Source organism: Sphaerotilus sp. (genome assembly GCF_041083715.1).
Lineage (GTDB): Bacteria > Pseudomonadota > Gammaproteobacteria > Burkholderiales > Burkholderiaceae_C > Sphaerotilus.
Map to the genome: position 1 here is coordinate 1 of NZ_JBFPGY010000385.1, position 16,549 is coordinate 16,549.

Annotated in this window: 16 protein-coding genes and 2 pseudogenes; 9 read left to right on the top strand and 9 right to left on the bottom strand. The window is 66.7% G+C overall.

Going from position 1 to position 16,549, the window contains the following annotated elements:
* The 6 genes and pseudogenes from AB3X43_RS18050 to aceA form a co-directional block, all read right to left on the bottom strand.
* A pseudogene (locus AB3X43_RS18050) lies at window positions 1-115 on the bottom strand (phenylalanine--tRNA ligase subunit alpha); the annotation flags it as partial.
* Between the two features lie 100 nt (window positions 116-215).
* A complete protein-coding gene (rplT, locus tag AB3X43_RS18055) occupies window positions 216-572 on the bottom strand; it encodes a 50S ribosomal protein L20 (protein WP_179635166.1) in 357 nt (118 codons plus the stop codon).
* A gap of 27 nt (window positions 573-599) precedes the next feature.
* The gene (gene rpmI, locus AB3X43_RS18060; RefSeq protein WP_293995415.1) at window positions 600-803 is read right to left on the bottom strand and encodes a 50S ribosomal protein L35; all 204 of its coding nucleotides are present in this window, start codon (window positions 801-803) and stop codon (window positions 600-602) included.
* A 127-nt stretch (window positions 804-930) separates the two neighbouring features.
* Window positions 931-1,479: a translation initiation factor IF-3 gene (gene infC / locus AB3X43_RS18065; protein ID WP_179636228.1), complete on the bottom strand. Its 549-nt coding sequence runs from the start codon at window positions 1,477-1,479 to the stop codon at window positions 931-933.
* An 84-nt stretch (window positions 1,480-1,563) separates the two neighbouring features.
* A complete protein-coding gene (gene thrS / locus AB3X43_RS18070) occupies window positions 1,564-3,483 on the bottom strand; it encodes a threonine--tRNA ligase (RefSeq protein WP_369431256.1) in 1,920 nt (639 codons plus the stop codon).
* Between the two features lie 320 nt (window positions 3,484-3,803).
* A complete protein-coding gene (aceA, locus tag AB3X43_RS18075; protein ID WP_369431257.1) occupies window positions 3,804-5,120 on the bottom strand; it encodes an isocitrate lyase in 1,317 nt (438 codons plus the stop codon).
* Window positions 5,121-5,438: 318 nt separating this feature from the next.
* Between aceA and speB the strand changes: the two genes are divergently transcribed.
* Genes speB through AB3X43_RS18095 form a run of 4 tightly spaced genes read left to right on the top strand, consistent with a single transcriptional unit; the run spans window position 5,439 to window position 8,039 of the window.
* Window positions 5,439-6,386 (top strand): agmatinase, encoded by a 948-nt coding sequence (gene speB / locus AB3X43_RS18080; protein WP_369431258.1) that lies wholly within the window; start codon window positions 5,439-5,441, stop codon window positions 6,384-6,386.
* Complete coding sequence (locus AB3X43_RS18085; protein WP_369431259.1) at window positions 6,383-7,144, top strand: sulfite exporter TauE/SafE family protein; 762 nt, start codon at window positions 6,383-6,385, stop codon at window positions 7,142-7,144. Before speB ends, AB3X43_RS18085 begins: the two co-directional genes overlap by 4 nt.
* Before the next feature lie 31 nt (window positions 7,145-7,175).
* On the top strand, window positions 7,176-7,496 hold the full coding sequence (locus tag AB3X43_RS18090; protein ID WP_369431260.1) for a DUF2322 family protein: 321 nt from the start codon (window positions 7,176-7,178) through the stop codon (window positions 7,494-7,496).
* Window positions 7,497-7,520: 24 nt separating this feature from the next.
* Window positions 7,521-8,039: a DUF1499 domain-containing protein gene (locus AB3X43_RS18095; protein WP_369431261.1), complete on the top strand. Its 519-nt coding sequence runs from the start codon at window positions 7,521-7,523 to the stop codon at window positions 8,037-8,039.
* Here AB3X43_RS18095 and AB3X43_RS18100 read toward each other — a convergent pair.
* On the bottom strand, window positions 8,005-9,723 hold the full coding sequence (locus AB3X43_RS18100) for a putative bifunctional diguanylate cyclase/phosphodiesterase (protein WP_369431262.1): 1,719 nt from the start codon (window positions 9,721-9,723) through the stop codon (window positions 8,005-8,007). The genes AB3X43_RS18095 and AB3X43_RS18100 overlap by 35 nt on opposite strands.
* Before the next feature lie 103 nt (window positions 9,724-9,826).
* On the opposite strand from AB3X43_RS18100, the pseudogene AB3X43_RS18105 reads away from it, so the two are divergent.
* Window positions 9,827-10,294: pseudogene (locus tag AB3X43_RS18105) on the top strand (GNAT family N-acetyltransferase); the annotation flags it as partial.
* A gap of 128 nt (window positions 10,295-10,422) precedes the next feature.
* Here AB3X43_RS18105 and AB3X43_RS18110 read toward each other — a convergent pair.
* Window positions 10,423-11,076, bottom strand: coding sequence for an ABC transporter ATP-binding protein (locus tag AB3X43_RS18110; protein WP_369431263.1), 654 nt, complete (start codon window positions 11,074-11,076; stop codon window positions 10,423-10,425).
* Between the two features lie 2 nt (window positions 11,077-11,078).
* Window positions 11,079-11,558 carry an Lrp/AsnC family transcriptional regulator gene (locus AB3X43_RS18115; RefSeq protein WP_369431264.1) on the bottom strand — a complete coding sequence of 160 codons (480 nt, stop codon included), beginning with the start codon at window positions 11,556-11,558 and terminating at the stop codon, window positions 11,079-11,081.
* Between the two features lie 188 nt (window positions 11,559-11,746).
* Here AB3X43_RS18115 and aptA point away from each other — a divergent pair, with 188 nt between their 5' ends.
* From aptA to AB3X43_RS18135, 4 genes are all read left to right on the top strand, one after another.
* The gene (gene aptA, locus AB3X43_RS18120; RefSeq protein WP_369431268.1) at window positions 11,747-13,069 is read left to right on the top strand and encodes an omega-aminotransferase AptA; all 1,323 of its coding nucleotides are present in this window, start codon (window positions 11,747-11,749) and stop codon (window positions 13,067-13,069) included.
* 143 nt (window positions 13,070-13,212) lie between these two features.
* Window positions 13,213-14,475, top strand: a complete 1,263-nt coding sequence (locus AB3X43_RS18125) for an NAD(P)/FAD-dependent oxidoreductase (RefSeq protein ID WP_369431265.1) — start codon at window positions 13,213-13,215, stop codon at window positions 14,473-14,475.
* A gap of 92 nt (window positions 14,476-14,567) precedes the next feature.
* Entirely contained in the window at window positions 14,568-15,350 is a 783-nt protein-coding gene (locus AB3X43_RS18130) for a gamma-glutamyl-gamma-aminobutyrate hydrolase family protein (RefSeq protein ID WP_369431266.1), read from the top strand.
* A gap of 99 nt (window positions 15,351-15,449) precedes the next feature.
* The coding region (locus AB3X43_RS18135; RefSeq protein WP_369431267.1) for a glutamine synthetase family protein at window positions 15,450-16,549 on the top strand (1,100 nt) is incomplete at its 3' end.

The window sequence follows — 16,549 nt, forward strand, 5'->3', positions numbered from 1 at the left end:
TCACCTGGCCGGACTTGCCGGTGTAGCGCGCCTTGGCGTCTTCGAGCTGGGCGGGGGTGAGCGCGGCGGCGAAGTCGGCTTGCGCGGCCTGCACGAGTTGATCGAGATCGTTCATCAGAAGACTGGGATAGACAGACAAGAAAAAAGGCCGAACGCAGTGTCGGCCTTTTTCGTGTGACGCGGGAGTCGGCTTGCACCGACCCGGCGCGTCAGGCTCAAGCGAGCTGGGCCTTCACCTTCTCGACGATGCTGCCGAACGCGGCAGGATCGTTGACGGCCATGTCGGCGAGGACCTTGCGGTCCACTTCGATGCAAGCCTTCTTCAGGCCAGCCATGAACTTGCTGTAGGTCAGACCCAGCGCGCGCGAACCGGCGTTGATACGCGCGATCCACAGGCGGCGGAATTCGCGCTTCTTGGCACGGCGGTCACGGTACGCATACTGACCCGCCTTCATCACCGCCTGTTTGGCGATCCGATAGACGTTCTTGCGGCGGCCGCGGAAACCCTTGGCAAGGGCGAGGACTTTCTTGTGACGAGCGCGGGCGGTAACACCACGTTTGACGCGAGGCATGTGATGACTCCTTCGTGTTGTGGTGGATTACAGACCGGCGAACGGCAGCATCTGCGCCATGTGACCCATGTTGGTCTCATGCACAGCGGTCGTTCCACGCAGGTGGCGCTTGGTCTTGGTGGACTTCTTGGTCAGGATGTGACGCTTGAAGGCGTGACCGCGCTTGACGGTGCCACCGGGACGGACGCGAAAACGCTTCTTCGCGCCACTCTTGGTCTTCATCTTGGGCATGACTGCTCCTTGGGGTAGTTCCTGCGAGGCGGCATGAAACGACTCATGCGCTTTGGTGCCTGCGGGCACTGAGGGGCGCAGCGACCAGACCGCACCCACTCAAATTGCTTGCTGCCGACGAATCGGCTTACTTCTTGCGCTTGGGCGCCAGCACCATGATCATCTGGCGGCCTTCGAGCTTGGGCATGTGCTCGACGAGCGACACGTCGGTCAGCTCGTCGCGCACGCGCTCCAGCAGGCGCATGCCGATGTCCTGGTGCGTGATCTCGCGACCGCGGAACCGCAGCGTGACCTTGCCCTTGTCACCGTCTTCCAGAAAGCGGCGCAAGTTGCGCATCTTGATGTTGTAGTCACCTTCGTCCGTACCGGGACGGAACTTGACTTCCTTGACATCGATGACGTGCTGCTTGGCCTTCGCCTCGGCTGCGCGCTTCTGTTCCTGGTACTTGAACTTGCCGTAGTCCATCAGGCGGCACACCGGCGGCTGGGCCGTCGGGGAGATTTCCACCAGATCGATGTCGCCTTCAGCCGCCAGACGCAGAGCTTCCTGGATGCTGACGATGCCCAGCGGCTCGTTCTCGGGTCCGTTTAGACGGACCTCCAGGGCAGTGATCTCGCGGTTCAGTCGATGCTTGCGTTCGGCGTTCGGAGTACGGCGGTCAAGAAAGGTAGCGATGGTGAGATTCCTTCAGGGGCATACAGCCCGACAACCAAAGATTCGCGCCCCGGCATGGGAAAGAAAACGACAGCACGCAACCCGTTACCGGAGGGTAGAAAGGTCCGCTGCGATTTTCTGGGAGAAGGCTTCCAGAGCCATCACCCCGAGGTCCTGATTGCCCCGGGCGCGCACTGCGACGGTTCCTGAGGCCCTTTCCTTGTCACCGACAACGAGCAGGTACGGAACCTTCTGCAAAGAATGCTCACGGATTTTATACGTGATCTTTTCATTGCGCAAATCCAGTGACACCCTAAGTCCTTGTTTTTGCAGCGCTTTGACGACGTCACGGGCGTAATCGGCCTGCGCATCGGTGATGTTGAGCACGGAAACCTGCACCGGCGCGAGCCAGCCGGGCAACGCACCAGCATGCTCCTCGATCAGGATGCCGATGAAACGCTCCAGGCTGCCAAGGATCGCGCGGTGCAGCATGACCGGATAGTGGCGATCACCGGACTCGGCCACGTACTCCGCGCCGAGCCGCTCCGGCAGCGAGAAATCGACCTGGATCGTGCCGCACTGCCAGTGGCGACCGAGTGCGTCCTTCAGCGTGTACTCGATCTTCGGCCCGTAGAACGCGCCGTCGCCGGGCGAGATCTGGAACTCGCAGCCGGTACGCTTCAGGCTGTCGATCAGTGCAGCCTCGGCCTTGTCCCACAGGTCGTCGGAACCGATGCGCTTCTCGGGCCGCGTGGCGACCTTGTAGAGAATGTCGGTGAAGCCGAAGTCGGCGTAGACCTTCTGCAGCAGTGCAGTGAAGGCGTCGCACTCGGCCAGGATCTGGTCTTCGGTGCAGAAGACATGGCCGTCGTCCTGCGTGAACCCACGCACGCGCATGATGCCGTGCAACCCGCCCGTGGGCTCATTGCGGTGGCACTGGCCGAATTCACCATAGCGCAGCGGCAGGTCGCGGTAGCTCTTGATGCCCTGCTTGAAGATCAGGATGTGGCCGGGGCAGTTCATCGGCTTGAGCGCATAGTCGCGCTTCTCCGACTCGGTCACGAACATGTTGTCGCGGTACTTGTCCCAGTGGCCCGTCTTCTCCCACAGGCTCCTGTCAAGGATCTGCGGACCCTTGACTTCCTGGTAGCCGTTGTCGCGGTAGACCTGGCGCATGTACTGCTCGACCTGCTGCCACACGGTCCAGCCCTTGGGGTGCCAGAACACGGTGCCGGGCGAATGCTCGTCCAGGTGGAACAGGTCCAGCTCGCGGCCCAGGCGGCGGTGGTCGCGCTTCTCGGCTTCTTCGAGGCGCGTCAGGTACTTCTGCAGATCGTCCTTGGTGGCCCAGGCCGTGCCGTAGATGCGCTGCAGCATCTCGTTGCGGTGGTCGCCGCGCCAGTAGGCGCCGGCCACCTTCATCAGCTTGAAGAACTTCAGCTTGCCCGTCGACGGCACGTGCGGGCCGCGGCACAGGTCGGTGAACGCACCTTCGGCATAGAGCGAAACGTCCTGGTCGGCCGGGATGCTCTCGATGATCTCGGCCTTGTAGGCTTCGCCGATCGACTTGAAGTAGGCCACGGCTTCGTCGCGCGGCAGCACGCTGCGCACCACCGGCTCGTCCTTGGCGGCGAGTTCGCCCATCTTCTTCTCGATGGCGGCGAGGTCGTCGGGTGTGAACGGACGCTTGTACGAGAAATCGTAGTAGAAGCCGTTCTCGATCACAGGACCGATGGTGACCTGTGCCTCGGGGAACAGCACCTTGACGGCATAGGCCAGCAGGTGGGCGGTCGAGTGGCGGATGACCTCCAGGCCGGTGTCGTCCTTGGCGGTGACGATGGCCAGCGACTCGTCGGCCTCGATGCGGTGGCTGGTATCGACCACACGAGCGGCGTCACCCGTGCCGATGCGGCCGGCGAGCGCCGCCTTGGCCAGACCGGCACCGATGGAGGCAGCCACTTCGGCTACCGTCACCGGGCCGGGAAATTCACGTCGGGAACCGTCGGGAAGCTGGATGGAAATCATCGCGGAAACCTTGAAAAACAAAAAGCGCGGGGGCGCCGCGCTTTCCTGGGGGACTCGGTGGAAGAGCCGCGGCTGGCCTGTCAGACCTCGAAGGCCGGGGAGGTGGTAGTTCGCGGTGTCATGACCAGAGTGCCTTTCCCGTGTCTTGTGCTGTCGATGGGGCCGCCAGTCTAACCGATGACCTCGGCGCCAGAGTCCGAAAAAAAGCCCCGAAGCTCGCACTCCGGGGCATCTCAAGAACAGAACTCGAACTCCTGGCCCCGCGTGAACGGAGCGGGCCGGGCTCACGCCCCCGGCCCCCGGCGATTCAGCTCAGCAGCTCAGTGGAACTGCTCTTCTTCGGTCGAGCCGGTCAGCGCCTTGACCGAGCTGGAGCCGCCCTGGATCACGGTGGTGACGTCGTCGAAGTAGCCGGCACCGACTTCCTGCTGGTGCGACACGAAGGTGTAGCCTTGTTCGCGGGCCTGGAATTCCGGCTCCTGCACCATGTTGACGTAGTGCTTCATGCCTTCGCCCTGGGCGTAGGCGTGGGCGAACTGGAACGTGTTGTACCAGTTGATGTGGATGCCGGCCAGCGTGATGAACTGGTACTTGTAGCCCAGCGCGCTCAGCTCTTCCTGGAACGCAGCGATCTGGCTGTCGTTCAGGTTCTTGCGCCAGTTGAACGACGGCGAGCAGTTGTACGACAGCAGCTTGCCCGGGCAGGCGCCGTGGACAGCTTGCGCGAATTCACGGGCGAAGCCGATGTCCGGCACGCCGGTTTCGCACCACACCAGGTCGGCGTAGGGGGCGTAGGCGATGCCGCGGCTGATGGCCTGCTCCAGGCCGTTCTTGACGCGGTAGAAGCCTTCTTGCGTGCGCTCGCCGGTGACGAACGGGCGGTCGTTGTCGTCGCAGTCGCTGGTCAGCAGGTTGGCGGCTTCGGCGTCGGTGCGGGCCAGAACGATGGTGGGCACGCCCATCACGTCGGCAGCGAAACGGGCAGCGATCAGCTTCTCGACGGCTTCGCGGGTCGGGACCAGCACCTTGCCACCCATGTGGCCGCACTTCTTGACCGCGGCGAGCTGGTCTTCGAAGTGAACGCCTGCAGCGCCGGAAGCGATCATGTTCTTCATCAGCTCGAACGCGTTCAGCACGCCACCGAAACCGGCTTCTGCGTCCGCCACGATCGGCAGGAAGTAGTCCACGAAGCCTTCGTCACCCGGGTTGATGCCGCGGCCCCACTGGATTTCGTCCGCACGCTTGAACGTGTTGTTGATGCGGCGAACCATCGTCGGCACCGAGTCGTAGGCGTACAGCGACTGGTCCGGGTACATGGTTTCGCTGGTGTTGCCGTCGGCGGCGACCTGCCAGCCCGACAGGTACACGGCCTCCAGACCAGCCTTGGCCTGCTGCATCGCCTGACCAGCGGTGATCGCGCCGAACGCGTTCACGTAGCCCTTCTTGGCGCCTCCGTTGACCTTGTCCCACAGCTTTTCAGCGCCGTTCTTGGCCAGCGTGTACTCGGGCTGCATGGAGCCGCGCAGACGGACCACGTCGGCAGCGCTGTAGCCGCGCTTCACCAGCTTCCAGCGGGGATTTTCAGCCCAGTCTTTTTCGAGGGCGGCGATTTGTTGTTCGCGGGTCAGTTTCGTCATGAAGCGCTCCGGTCTGCGGTGATTGAAGAAGGTTCAACGGGGTCGTTGGATGGCTCCAGCTTAGTCTCACTCGGTGAAAACGAGAAGACTTATGTCTTATATAAGACATCTTTCTTGTTTCAATGAAATCAACGACTTAGAAGGATAAAACCACCATGCGGAATTACTTTTCTCACAATGGAAAATTTTGACGCAATGCAACATGATTGAATTCCACAATGTGGAATTGCTTTCAGGGTGATGAAAATCTGCCACCAACACCCTGCGGCACACTGTGGCCCAGCCCGCCACGACACCTCAGCGCAGCCGCAGAACGCCATGCCCGACTTCGCCTTTCTCAGCGCCCACAGCTTTCTCAGGGTTCCGATGGGACCGCAGGACACACGCACCCGGCCCTTCGGCCTGGCCGGCATCGCCTGGGACGGCAGTGTCAGCAACCGCCCTGGCGCCCGCATGGCTCCGCGCGCCATCCGCGAGGCCAGCCACATGCTGTGCGACGGCACGCACCCGCTGTTCGATGTCTCGCCAGTCGACGTCCTGTGCGACCTCGGTGACCTGCCCTTGCCCAACACCAGCCTGGAGCGCATGCGTGAAGCCCTGGTTCCGCAGCTCGGTGCCCTGCTGGCGCAGCAGCGCCACATGGTCTGGCTCGGTGGCGACCATTCGGTGACACTGCCGCTGCTGCGCGCCTACCGGCAGCACGTCGGGCAACCGCTCGGCGTGCTCCACTTCGATGCGCACTGCGACACCTGGGAAGACCACTTCGGCGAGCCGAGCGGCCACGGCACCTGGGTCTGCGAAGCGATCCAGGAAGGTCTGGTGCTGCCGCAGGCGTTTGCACAGATCGGCATCCGCAGTGCCGGCCTGCGCGCAGCGCGTGAATATGTGCGCGACCAGGGCGGCCTGATCTGGACCGCACGCGACCTGCGCGGGCTGGAAAGCCCTGCACAACTCGACACTGTCCTGCAGACGCTGCGCCGGCGCTGGGCGTCCTGCGGCAACCCGCCGCTCTACCTCAGCTTCGACATCGACGCACTCGACCCCGCTTTCGCGCCGGGCACCGGCACGCCCGAGCCCGGCGGCCTCACCACCAACCAGGCGCTGACATTGATCGAGGAACTCGCCGGCGAACGCTGGGTGGGCATGGACTGTGTGGAGGTGGCCCCCCCTTACGACCACGCCGAGCTGTCCAGCAACGCAGCCGCCAACCTCGTCTGGACGTATCTGTGCGGCCAGGTGGCGCGCACCCAGGGGCGCCAGCCATGATGGCCAATGCCGCGCCCTGGGCCCTGGTGCTGCTGGCGGCTTTCGCCGCGGGCGTGCTGAATGCCATCGCGGGTGGCGGCAGTTTCCTCACCTTCCCCGCACTGGTCTTCACAGGACTGCCGCCGATCATGGCCAACGCGACCAGCGCAGTGGCGGTGAGCCCGGGCTACCTGGGCAGCACGCTGGGCTTCCGTGCGGAGCTGGCCGTCCTGCCACGGACGCGCCTGGTGCGCGAGGGCATGGTCTGCGCCACGGGCGGCGTCTGTGGTGCGCTGCTGCTGCTGGTGACACCGGCGAAGGTGTTCTCGGCGGCGGTGCCTTGGCTGCTGCTGTTCGCCACCGTGCTGTTCGCGGCCGGGCCACGGCTGGTGGCCGCGCGGGCCCGCCGCGGCGCGGGCCATGTCCATCCGATGGCACAGGCGCTCGGCCTGTTCGCCGTCGCGGTCTATGGCGGCTACTTCAACGGCGGTCTCGGCATCCTGCTGATGGCGCTGTACACGCTGACCGGCGAATCCCGCGTCAACACCGCCAACGCGCTGAAGAACCTCAACTCGCTCGTGCTGTCGCTGCTGTCGGTGGCCGCGTTTGCCTGGGCCGGCGCGATCCACTGGCCGCAGGCGCTGGTGATGATGGTGGCCGCCACGGCGGGCGGATTCGCCGGCGCCCGACTCGCACTGCGCCTGCCGGCCGCGACCGTGCGCGCCGCGGTGGTGGTGACCGGGCTGGTGATGGCCGTGGTCTTCTTCGTGCGCCGGTAACGCGGTGGCAGCTCGGCAGTAGCATGCGCGCATGAATTTCTCCGACACGCTCAAGACCCTTCCCGCCATCGACCACCTGGCCGGCCTGCAACTGCTCGACCCGCACGGCACCGTCGTCGCCACGCTGGACAACCGCCCCGGCCAGGCCGGCTCGGTCGCTGTCTACCACGCCCTCGCCCAGCGCCACGGCACGCTCGCTGCGGCTGCGGCCCTCGACGGCCTGACGCTCTATGCCGAACACACCGCCGATGCCCACGCCTTCCCCGGCAAGCACCCGAACATCGACCGCCTGGTGGCGATTTCGTCCGGCGCGCTCGGGCCACTGACGGTGCAGCCCGTGCCCAAGGCCTGACGGCTGGCGGCGGAAAGAGCCCCCATGAAAACGTTCGTCCTCGTCCTGCTGGGCCTGGTGGCCGCCCTGCTCGCCGGCGCTCGGTTCGGCCTGCTGAACGGCCAGCGTCCGAACGACCTCGGCGTCACGAACGGCCGCCTCAAGCCCCCCTCTCTGACGCGCAACAGTGTCAGCAGCCAGGCACGGCTGTACCCCGGCCATCCGCAGCAGGCCTATGCAGCGACCGCGCCGCTGCCACTGCGGGACGGCAACGCCGCCGCATCGATGCAGACGCTGGCCGCGGTCTTGCAGGACATGCCGGGTGTGCACCTCGTCGAGCAGCGCCCGGACTACCTCTACGCACAGGCCCAGACGCGCTGGCTGCGCTTCGTGGACGATGTGGAGTTCTGGGTCGACCCGACCGCCGGTGTCATCGAGGTGCGCAGCGCCAGCCGGCTCGGACGGGAAGACTTCGGCGTGAACCGGCAGCGGATCGACGCCGTGCGCACGGCCTATCTGGCGGCCGAACTCAGATCACGAACGGACTCGGCACCGCCTCGCTGACGCGGCCGGACAGACTGCCGCTCGTGCGCTGACCGACGAAGGAGACGAACGTGTCGAACGGCAGCGGTCGCCCGTAACCGAAGCCCTGGACCATGTCGCAATGCATGCGGCGCAGCATCGCCATCTCCGCGTCGGTCTCGGCCCCTTCGGCCACCACGTCCATCGAGAGCGCATGGGCCAGACTCACCAGACTGCGCACGATGGTCTTGCTGGCCGCCTTGGTGCACATGTCGCGCACGAAGGAACGGTCGATCTTCAGCGTGCTGACCGGGAACCGTGCCAGGTAGGCGAACGACGAATAGCCGGTGCCGAAATCGTCGATGCTGATGCGCAGACCCAGCGCCGACAGCTCCGCCAGCACCCGGCCGCTCACCTCCACATCGCGCATCAGCGCACCCTCGGGAATCTCGATTTCCAGCAACGAGGATGGCACACCCCAGCGCAGCAGCGCGGCCGACACATTGCCGGCGAGCTGCACGTCGGCCAGTCCTTCGACCGACAGGTTGATGCTCATCGGCAACTGGTGGCCCAGGTTCATCAGATTGCGCTGCAGACGCAGCGCCTCGTCCAGCACCCAGCGGTCCAGCTCCACCATCAGGCCACATTCCTGCGCCATCGGAAGGAAATCCGCAGGCGACAGTGGCCCGCGCTCGGCGTGGCGCCAGCGGATCAGCGCTTCGGCACCGACCACGTGGCCGTCCTTCAGGCGCCCCTTCGGTTGCAGCGCCAGCGCCAGACCATCGCTGTCACCGTGGCGCTGCAAGGCGGCGCGGAAGTCCCCTTCCAGTGCCATGCGCAGCCGGCCGGCCGCCTCCAGCCGATCGTCGAAGACGATGACCGGCTCCCCCCCGCTGCGCTTGGCCCCGCGCAGGGCCAGCGCGGCACGGCGCAGCAGCACCTCGGGTGCGTCACCGTGGTCCGGCGCACTGACCACGCCGAAGGCTGCACCGAGCCGGAAATTCTGGCCGCGCATCGTGATCGTCTCGCCCAGTCGGGCCGCCAGCACGTCGGTACGCTCCTGCAGGGACACACCCGTCGCCGGGGTGAGCAGCACGAACTCGACGCCGTTGAGCCGGTACAGGTGCTCCTGATCCCGCGTGACCGACTGCAGACGCGAGGCGATCTCCATCAGTGCCAGATCACCCTGGGAATGGCCCAGCGAGTCGTTGATGGTGTTGAAGCGGCGCAAGCCGAACAGCACCAGCGAAAAGGCCTCGTCCCGATCGACCAGCGCCTTGATGTCCTGCTCCATGGCGCGCTGGTTGCCCACGCGGGTGAGCGGGTCGCGCAGCGCTTCCTGCGCGAGCTGGAACTGGCGCACGACCGATTCGGTCGCATCGTTGGCCAGCGACATCATCCCGCCCTCATGCGGATAGACACGCACCATCAGCCAGCGCTGCACCGCGGTCGAGTAACCGATCGCCATGCGCGGCTGGCCGTCGCGGCGGCAGGCCTCGATGGTCTCGAAGAAGATCGAGCGGCGGAATCCCGGGTGGTAGTCGAAGGGCGTCTTGCCGATCACCTGCTCGGCGCGCAGGCCCATGCCGCGCAGATAGACCTCGTTGCAGTACTGCACCACCCACTGCGCATCGACATGCACGATCGACTCGCCGACACCATCCAGAAGTTGTGTCAGCCGGCACCCCGTAGATACAAAATCACACAATCGCCGACTCGATTTCATCAATTCCAGCTCCTGCACAAGTCCAGCACACCCCACCCGGTCCGACGTGGCGGACCGTGGTGTAGAACCCGGGCGTGTTCTCAACCCGGTAAGTCATCCGCCCATGCCAACCGATTTCCACGACCTGACCGCACGACTGATCTCGGTCTACAGCAAGCGTCTGGCACTCCGCCCGGTGTGCCTGTCCGACACCTGGCCCCTGTTCGACGCCACCCGGCACCCGGCCTTCAACCAGCACCTGCTCTGGGACCAACCGGGCAACGAATGGGAGGTATATCGACGCGTGGAAGCCGTCGTTGAAGCCACCCGGACCGGCAAGATGGCCTCGGTTTCGGCCGTACTCAAGGAGACCGGCGCGTGGGTTTCCCTGTTCCGGTTCCAGGCGGCGGGTGCCGACGAAGGTGAAGAGGCGCTGGAGATGGGCCTGTGGACCCATGCGCGCTACTGGCACGGGCGGTTCAGCCTGGAACTCGGGCGCATGTGCGTGGACGCAGCGTTCCAGCAATCCGGTGTGCAGCGCTTGATCGGGATCACCTCGACCGACAACCGCAGTTCGCGCCAGCTCATGGAGCTGGTGGGCCTGCATCTGCGTGGCGAGGCGCTGCGCGACAGCGAGTCCGGCGCCTCACGGCCCTCGCTGGTGTTCGAAGTGGACCGGGCGACCTGGCAGCGCCAGCGGCGCGGGCAGACCTTCGCCGCTTACGAGGACGTGGAGCCGTCGCCGGGCAGATCGACCAGCGTGGCCAGCGGCACGCCGTCCAATGCGGCGTGGTGGGCGACGATGACGGCGCGTCCGGTGGAGTCGGCACAGTCGTCGAGCCTGTCGAGCACGTAGTCCGCCGAGCGGCGGTCCAGCGCCGCGAGTGGACCGTCGAACAGGGTCAGCGGCGCGCCACTCGCCAGCCCGGCGGCCAGCCGCAGCTTGCGCCGCATGCCGGTGGACAGTGCATAGAGCGGCTTGTCCAGGTGCGGCCACAGGCCGAGCGCGTCCAGATCCTCCTCCAGCGCGGCGACATCCCAGGCGGGATGCTGGTGGCGGCGCAAGGCGAGATAGTCGCGTGCACCCAGACTGTCCAGCGCGCCATCCGCGGGATCACACCAGAAGACCTGCGTCCGGTAGGCGTCCGGATGCCGCGCCAGCTCCGCGCCATTCAGCGTCAGGTGCCCCGATTGCGGCGCCAGCACGCCCGCCAGCAGCCGCAGCAGGGTCGACTTGCCGCTGCCATCGCCGCCGCACACCAGGCTCAGGCCGGCCCCGAACTGCGCCGACCAGCCGGTGAACAGCGCACGGTGCGGGAAGTGGAAGGTCAGGCGCTCGGCCTGCAGCAGGATCTGTGGCGTGGTCGTGGTCACGTTCATACCTCCAGCGCGGTCGTCTTCTTGACCGTGCGCAGCACCAGCATCGAGTTCAGCCGCATCACGCCCGGCAGCCGCGTCAGCACCTCGGCGTGGAAGCGTTCCAGGTCGTCGGCGTCGCGGTAAGTGAAGCGGAGCAGGTAGTCGTTGCCCCCGGCCACATAGAAACAATCGAGGATCGACGGCTCCAGCCGGACGGCCTCCTCGAAGCGGCGCAGCGCCTCGGTGGTCGTGCGCTCGACATTGACCACGGTGTACGAGGTGCCGGTCTGCCCGACCGCACGCGGATCGAGCAGCGCCACATAGCGGGCGATGACGCCCCCCTCCTCCAGCCGCCGCACCCGCCGCAGGCAGGCCGAGGGCGACAGGTGCACCTGCTCGGCCAGCTCGACGTTCGACTGCCGGGCGTCCGTCTGGAGCTGGCGCAGGAGGGCACGGTCGGTGGCATCGAGTTGCACAGGCGTGACGAGGTCTGTCATGTTGTTGCGCCAGAAGTTCGATTCGCACAATTCTAGAGCGCCATACCCACATTGCCACCCCCAATTGGCAACCCTGTTGCGCGCATCCCTGCCTAGACTGGCGCTTGCCGCACCGCACCGCACCGCACCGCACCGCACCGCACCGCACCACACCACACCACGCACGCCCCTTCACCACATCGACCGCCATGACCCCCGCCAACCACGACCCAAGCCTCGACGCCTACTGGATGCCCTTCACCGCCAACCGCCAGTTCAAGCAGGCGCCACGGATGCTCGCCCGCGCCGAAGGCATGCACTACTGGACCGATGACGGCCGCCAGATCCTCGACGGGGTGGCCGGGCTGTGGTGCGTCAACGCCGGCCACGCACGGCCGAAGATCGTGCAAGCCATCCAGCAGCAGGCCGGCGAGATGGATTACGCACCGCCCTTCCAGATGGGCCACCCCAAGGCCTTCGCACTCGCCGACCGATTGGCCCAGCTGGCCCCACCGGGGCTGAACCGTGTGTTCTTCACCAACTCCGGCTCGGAGTCGGTCGAGACGGCGCTGAAGATGGCGCTGGCCTACCACCGCGTGCGCGGCGAAGGCAGCCGCACCCGCCTGATCGGCCGCGAACGCGGCTACCACGGCGTCAACTTCGGCGGCATCTCGGTCGGCGGCATCGTCACCAACCGCAAGATGTTCGGCACGCTGCTGTCCGGTGTGGACCACATCCGCCACACCCACGACCCGGCGCGCAATGCATTCAGCGTCGGCCAGCCGGCCCACGGCGCCGACCTCGCGGACGATCTGGAACGGCTGGTCGCGCTGCACGACGCCTCGACCATCGCCGCCGTCATCGTCGAGCCGATCGCCGGCTCCACCGGCGTGCTGATCCCGCCGCAGGGCTACCTGCAGCGTCTGCGCGACATCTGCGACCGGCACGGCATCCTGCTGATCTTCGACGAGGTCATCACCGGTTTCGGCCGCACCGGCCAGCCGTTCGCGTCGCAGACCTTCGGCGTGGTGCCGGACATGGTCACCGCCGCCAAGGGCATCACCAACGGCAGCGTGCCGATGGGCGCGGTGTTCGTGAAACAGGCGATCCACGACACCTTCATGAACGGCCCGGCGCACCTGATCGAGTTCTTCCACGGCTACACCTACTCCGCGCACCCGCTGGCCTGCGCCGCCGGACTGGGCACGCTGGACACCTACGCCGACGAGGGCCTGCTGACACGCGCATCCACGATGGCCGGCACCTTCGCCGAGGCGCTGCACGGCCTGCGCGGGCTGCCGCACGTGGTGGACATCCGCAACTTCGGGCTGGTCGGCGGCATCGAGCTGGCACCGCGGCCGGGCGAGCCTGGCAAGCGCGCATTCGACGTGTTCCTGGACTGCTTCGCGCAAGGCGTGATGATCCGCACCACCGGCGACACCATCGCGCTGTCGCCACCGCTGATCATCTCGGCCGACCAGATCGGGCAGATCGCCGAGACCGTGGCCACGGCCATCCGCCGCGTGGTGTGACATCCTGCGCAGGCTCCGCCACAATGGGGACGGACCGGCGGCTGTAACGCCGGTCGACCACCCTTGCGGAGGCTCGCCTGACTCGCTCGCTGCTGCACGCCGATCTGGCCCTTGCCCGGCACTCCTGGTATGCCGAAGGTGTGGTGCGCCGCCCGGCGCACCTGCCGCTGGAAGGCGAAGTGCGGGCCGATGTCGCGGTCGTGGGCGGTGGTCTCGCCGGCCTGTCGGCGGCGCTGGAACTGGCACAGCGCGGCCGCTCGGTGGTGGTGCTCGAAGGCCAGCGCCTCGGCTGGGCGGCCTCGGGCCGCAATGGCGGGCAGGCGCTGCCGGGTCTGGCCTGCGACATGGCCGAGATCGAAGCACAGCTGGGCCTGGGGGATGCACGCCGCATCTGGGCCATGACGATCGAGGCGCTGACCCTGATCCATGCCCGCCGCGACCGCCACCGCATCGCCTGCGACTGGCAGTCGGGCGCGCTGACCGTGGCGGTGAATGCGCGCAAGGCGGCGGCACTGCAGGCCTGGGTCAACCGCATGGCCGAGGTCTACGATGACCACCAGCAGTGGCTCGACCCGACGGCACTGCCGCTGCACATCCGCAGCGCCCGCTACGCCGGCGGCGTCTACGACCGACGCAGCGGCCACCTGCATCCGCTGAAGTACGTGCTGGGGCTGGCCCACGCCGCCTGGCAAGCGGGTGCCACCGTTCATGAACACACCGCCGTCACCGGCATCGAACGCCACCGCAACGTGACGCTGCTGCGCACCGCACAAGGCCAGGTGCTGGCCGACCAGGTGCTGCTGGCCGGCAACGTCCATCTGGCCGGCCTGCCGGGTCTGCCTGCCACACCCGCGGCCCGCACCATGCCGGTGGGCACCTATGTCGCCGTGACCGAACCACTGGCACCGGCGCAGATGGACGCGTTGCTGCCGACCCGTGCGGCGGTGTGCGACAACAACTTCTCGCTCGACCACTTCCGCCCGACGGCCGACCAGCGCCTGCTCTACGGTGGAAAAGTCAGCTACAGCACAGTGACGCCGCCGAACCTGGCTGCCCGGATGCGCGTGCACATCGTGCGCACCTTCCCGAGCCTGGCACACACGCCGATCACCCATGCCTGGGGCGGCTTCATCGACATCACGAGGAACCGTGCGCCCGAATTCGTGCGTCTGCCGGCCGACGGGGCGGCCGGCGCGCCGATCTACCTGGTGCAGGGCTTCTCCGGCCACGGTCTGGCGCTGACCGGACTGGCCGGCAAGCTCGTCGCGGAGGCCATGTGCGGCGATGCCGGTCGCTTCGATGTCTTCAGCCGTCTGCGCCACCGTCCCTTCCCGGGCGGAGAGCGGCTGCGCACACCCACGCTGGTGCTGGGCATGCTCTGGCACCGGCTGAGGGATCTGCTGTGACCCACCGCCATTCCTCGACGTCCCCTCAGGGGGAACCCGGTGACCAGCACCGAAATGGTGCTGGCACACTGCATGCAATGGTTTCATTTCCAATGACCCAAGCGCCCCCGTTCCGCTCAAGACCCCCGGTGGTTCTCGTCCCGGCCTGCAACCGGATGCTCGGACAGCACCCGTTCCACATCGCAGGAAAGAAGTACCTCGACGCCGTGCGGCTCGCCGGCGCCCTGCCGCTGATCGTGCCGTCGGCCAGCCCCGAGGAATTCGACACCCTGCTCGACCTGGCCGATGGCGTGCTGCTGACCGGCTCGCCCTCGAACGTGCACCCGAGCCACTTCGGCGAGGCCGTGCACGACCCGTCGCTGCCGCTGGACGCGGTGCGCGATGCCTGGACACTGCCCCTGATCCCGCAGGTGGTCGCGCGCGGCATCCCGCTGCTGGCGATCTGCCGCGGCTTCCAGGAAACCAACGTGGCCTTCGGCGGCTCGCTGCACCAGGCCGTGCAGGAGGTGGATGGTCTGCACGACCACCGCGCGCGCAGCGAAGACCCGGTCGAGGTGCAGTACGGCCTGTCGCACCCCGTGCAGATCCAGCCCGGCGGAGTGCTGGCGCAGGTACTCGCCAGCAACGAGGTGCGGGTCAACAGCGTCCACGGCCAGGGCGTGCACCGCCTGGCCGACGGTCTGCGCGTCGAGGCCCTTGCGCCCGACGGTCTGGTCGAGGCGTTTTCGGTGGCCAGCAGCCCCGGCTTCGCGCTCGGTGTTCAATGGCATCCGGAGTGGCAGGCGGCTGACAACCCGGTCTCCATGGCGATGCTGCGCGCCTTCGGCGCCGCATGCCAGGACTACCGCGACCTGCACCGGCCACCGAGCCGCTGAGCCGTCCTTCCCCTGGGCGGACCCGACGACACGACGCCCGGCAACGACCGGCGTCGCGGCCTGTGCCGCCTGTGCCCCGCGACGAACACGGAACAGACCATGAACAAACGCGAACACTTCAATTTCAGCGACCTCGAACACTGGCTCAACGAACGCCGCGTGACGGAAATCGAATGCCTCGTGCCCGACCTGACCGGCGTGGCGCGGGGCAAGATCCTGCCGCGCCAGAAGTTCACCGAGGACCGCGGCATGCGGCTGCCCGAGGCGGTGGTCGCCATGGGCGTGACGGGCGAATTCCCGGAGGAAGGCCCCTACTACGACGTCATCAACCCGACCGACCGCGACATGCACCTGCGCCCTGATCCGCGCACCGTGCGCATCGTGCCCTGGGCGACCGACCCGACTGCGCAGGTCATCCACGACTGCTACGACAAGGACGGCAAGATGGTGCCGTTCGCGCCGCGCTCGGTGCTGCGCCGGGTCTGCGACCTGTTCGATGCCGAGGGCTGGAACCCGGTGGTCGCCCCCGAGCTGGAGTTCTACCTTGTCGCCCGCAACAGCGACCCGGACATGCCGCTCAAGCCACCCATCGGCCGCAGCGGGCGTGCTGAAACCTCGCGCCAGGCCTATTCGATCGACGCGGTCAACGAATTCGATCCGCTGTTCGAGGACGTCTACTCCTACTGCGAGCAGATGGAGCTGAACGTGGACACGCTGATCCACGAGATCGGCGCCGGCCAGATGGAGATCAACTTCTTCCACGACCACCCGCTGCAGCTCGCCGACGAGGTGTTCTTCTTCAAGCGCACGCTGCGCGAGGCGGCAATGCGCCACAACATGTTCGCCACCTTCATGGCCAAGCCGATCGCCGGCGAGCCGGGCAGCGCGATGCACATCCACCAGAGCCTCGTCAACCAGGCCGGCCAGAACATCTTCAGCAATCCCGACGGCACGGCCAGCAAGGAGTTCTACTGGTACATCGGCGGGCTGCAGAAGTACATCCCGTCGGCCATGGCGCTGTTCGCGCCGTACGTCAACAGCTACCGCCGCCTGTCGCGCTTCACGGCAGCACCCATCAACATCCAGTGGGGCACCGACAACCGCACCGTCGGCATCCGCTCGCCGGTGGCCTCCCCTGCGGCGCGGCGCATCGAGAACCGCGTGATCGGCGCAGACGCGAACCCGTACGTGGCGCTGGC

Coding starts and splice junctions, on each gene's coding strand:
- aptA (WP_369431268.1), top strand. CDS start 11,747: ATGACCCCCGCCAACCACGACCCAAGCCTCGACGCCTACTGGATGCCC.
- aceA (WP_369431257.1), bottom strand. CDS start 5,120: ATGACGAAACTGACCCGCGAACAACAAATCGCCGCCCTCGAAAAAGAC.
- thrS (WP_369431256.1), bottom strand. CDS start 3,483: ATGATTTCCATCCAGCTTCCCGACGGTTCCCGACGTGAATTTCCCGGC.
- AB3X43_RS18130 (WP_369431266.1), top strand. CDS start 14,568: ATGACCCAAGCGCCCCCGTTCCGCTCAAGACCCCCGGTGGTTCTCGTC.
- AB3X43_RS18100 (WP_369431262.1), bottom strand. CDS start 9,723: ATGAAATCGAGTCGGCGATTGTGTGATTTTGTATCTACGGGGTGCCGG.
- AB3X43_RS18090 (WP_369431260.1), top strand. CDS start 7,176: ATGAATTTCTCCGACACGCTCAAGACCCTTCCCGCCATCGACCACCTG.
- rplT (WP_179635166.1), bottom strand. CDS start 572: ATGCCTCGCGTCAAACGTGGTGTTACCGCCCGCGCTCGTCACAAGAAA.
- AB3X43_RS18115 (WP_369431264.1), bottom strand. CDS start 11,558: ATGACAGACCTCGTCACGCCTGTGCAACTCGATGCCACCGACCGTGCC.
- AB3X43_RS18095 (WP_369431261.1), top strand. CDS start 7,521: ATGAAAACGTTCGTCCTCGTCCTGCTGGGCCTGGTGGCCGCCCTGCTC.
- speB (WP_369431258.1), top strand. CDS start 5,439: ATGCCCGACTTCGCCTTTCTCAGCGCCCACAGCTTTCTCAGGGTTCCG.
- AB3X43_RS18085 (WP_369431259.1), top strand. CDS start 6,383: ATGATGGCCAATGCCGCGCCCTGGGCCCTGGTGCTGCTGGCGGCTTTC.
- rpmI (WP_293995415.1), bottom strand. CDS start 803: ATGCCCAAGATGAAGACCAAGAGTGGCGCGAAGAAGCGTTTTCGCGTC.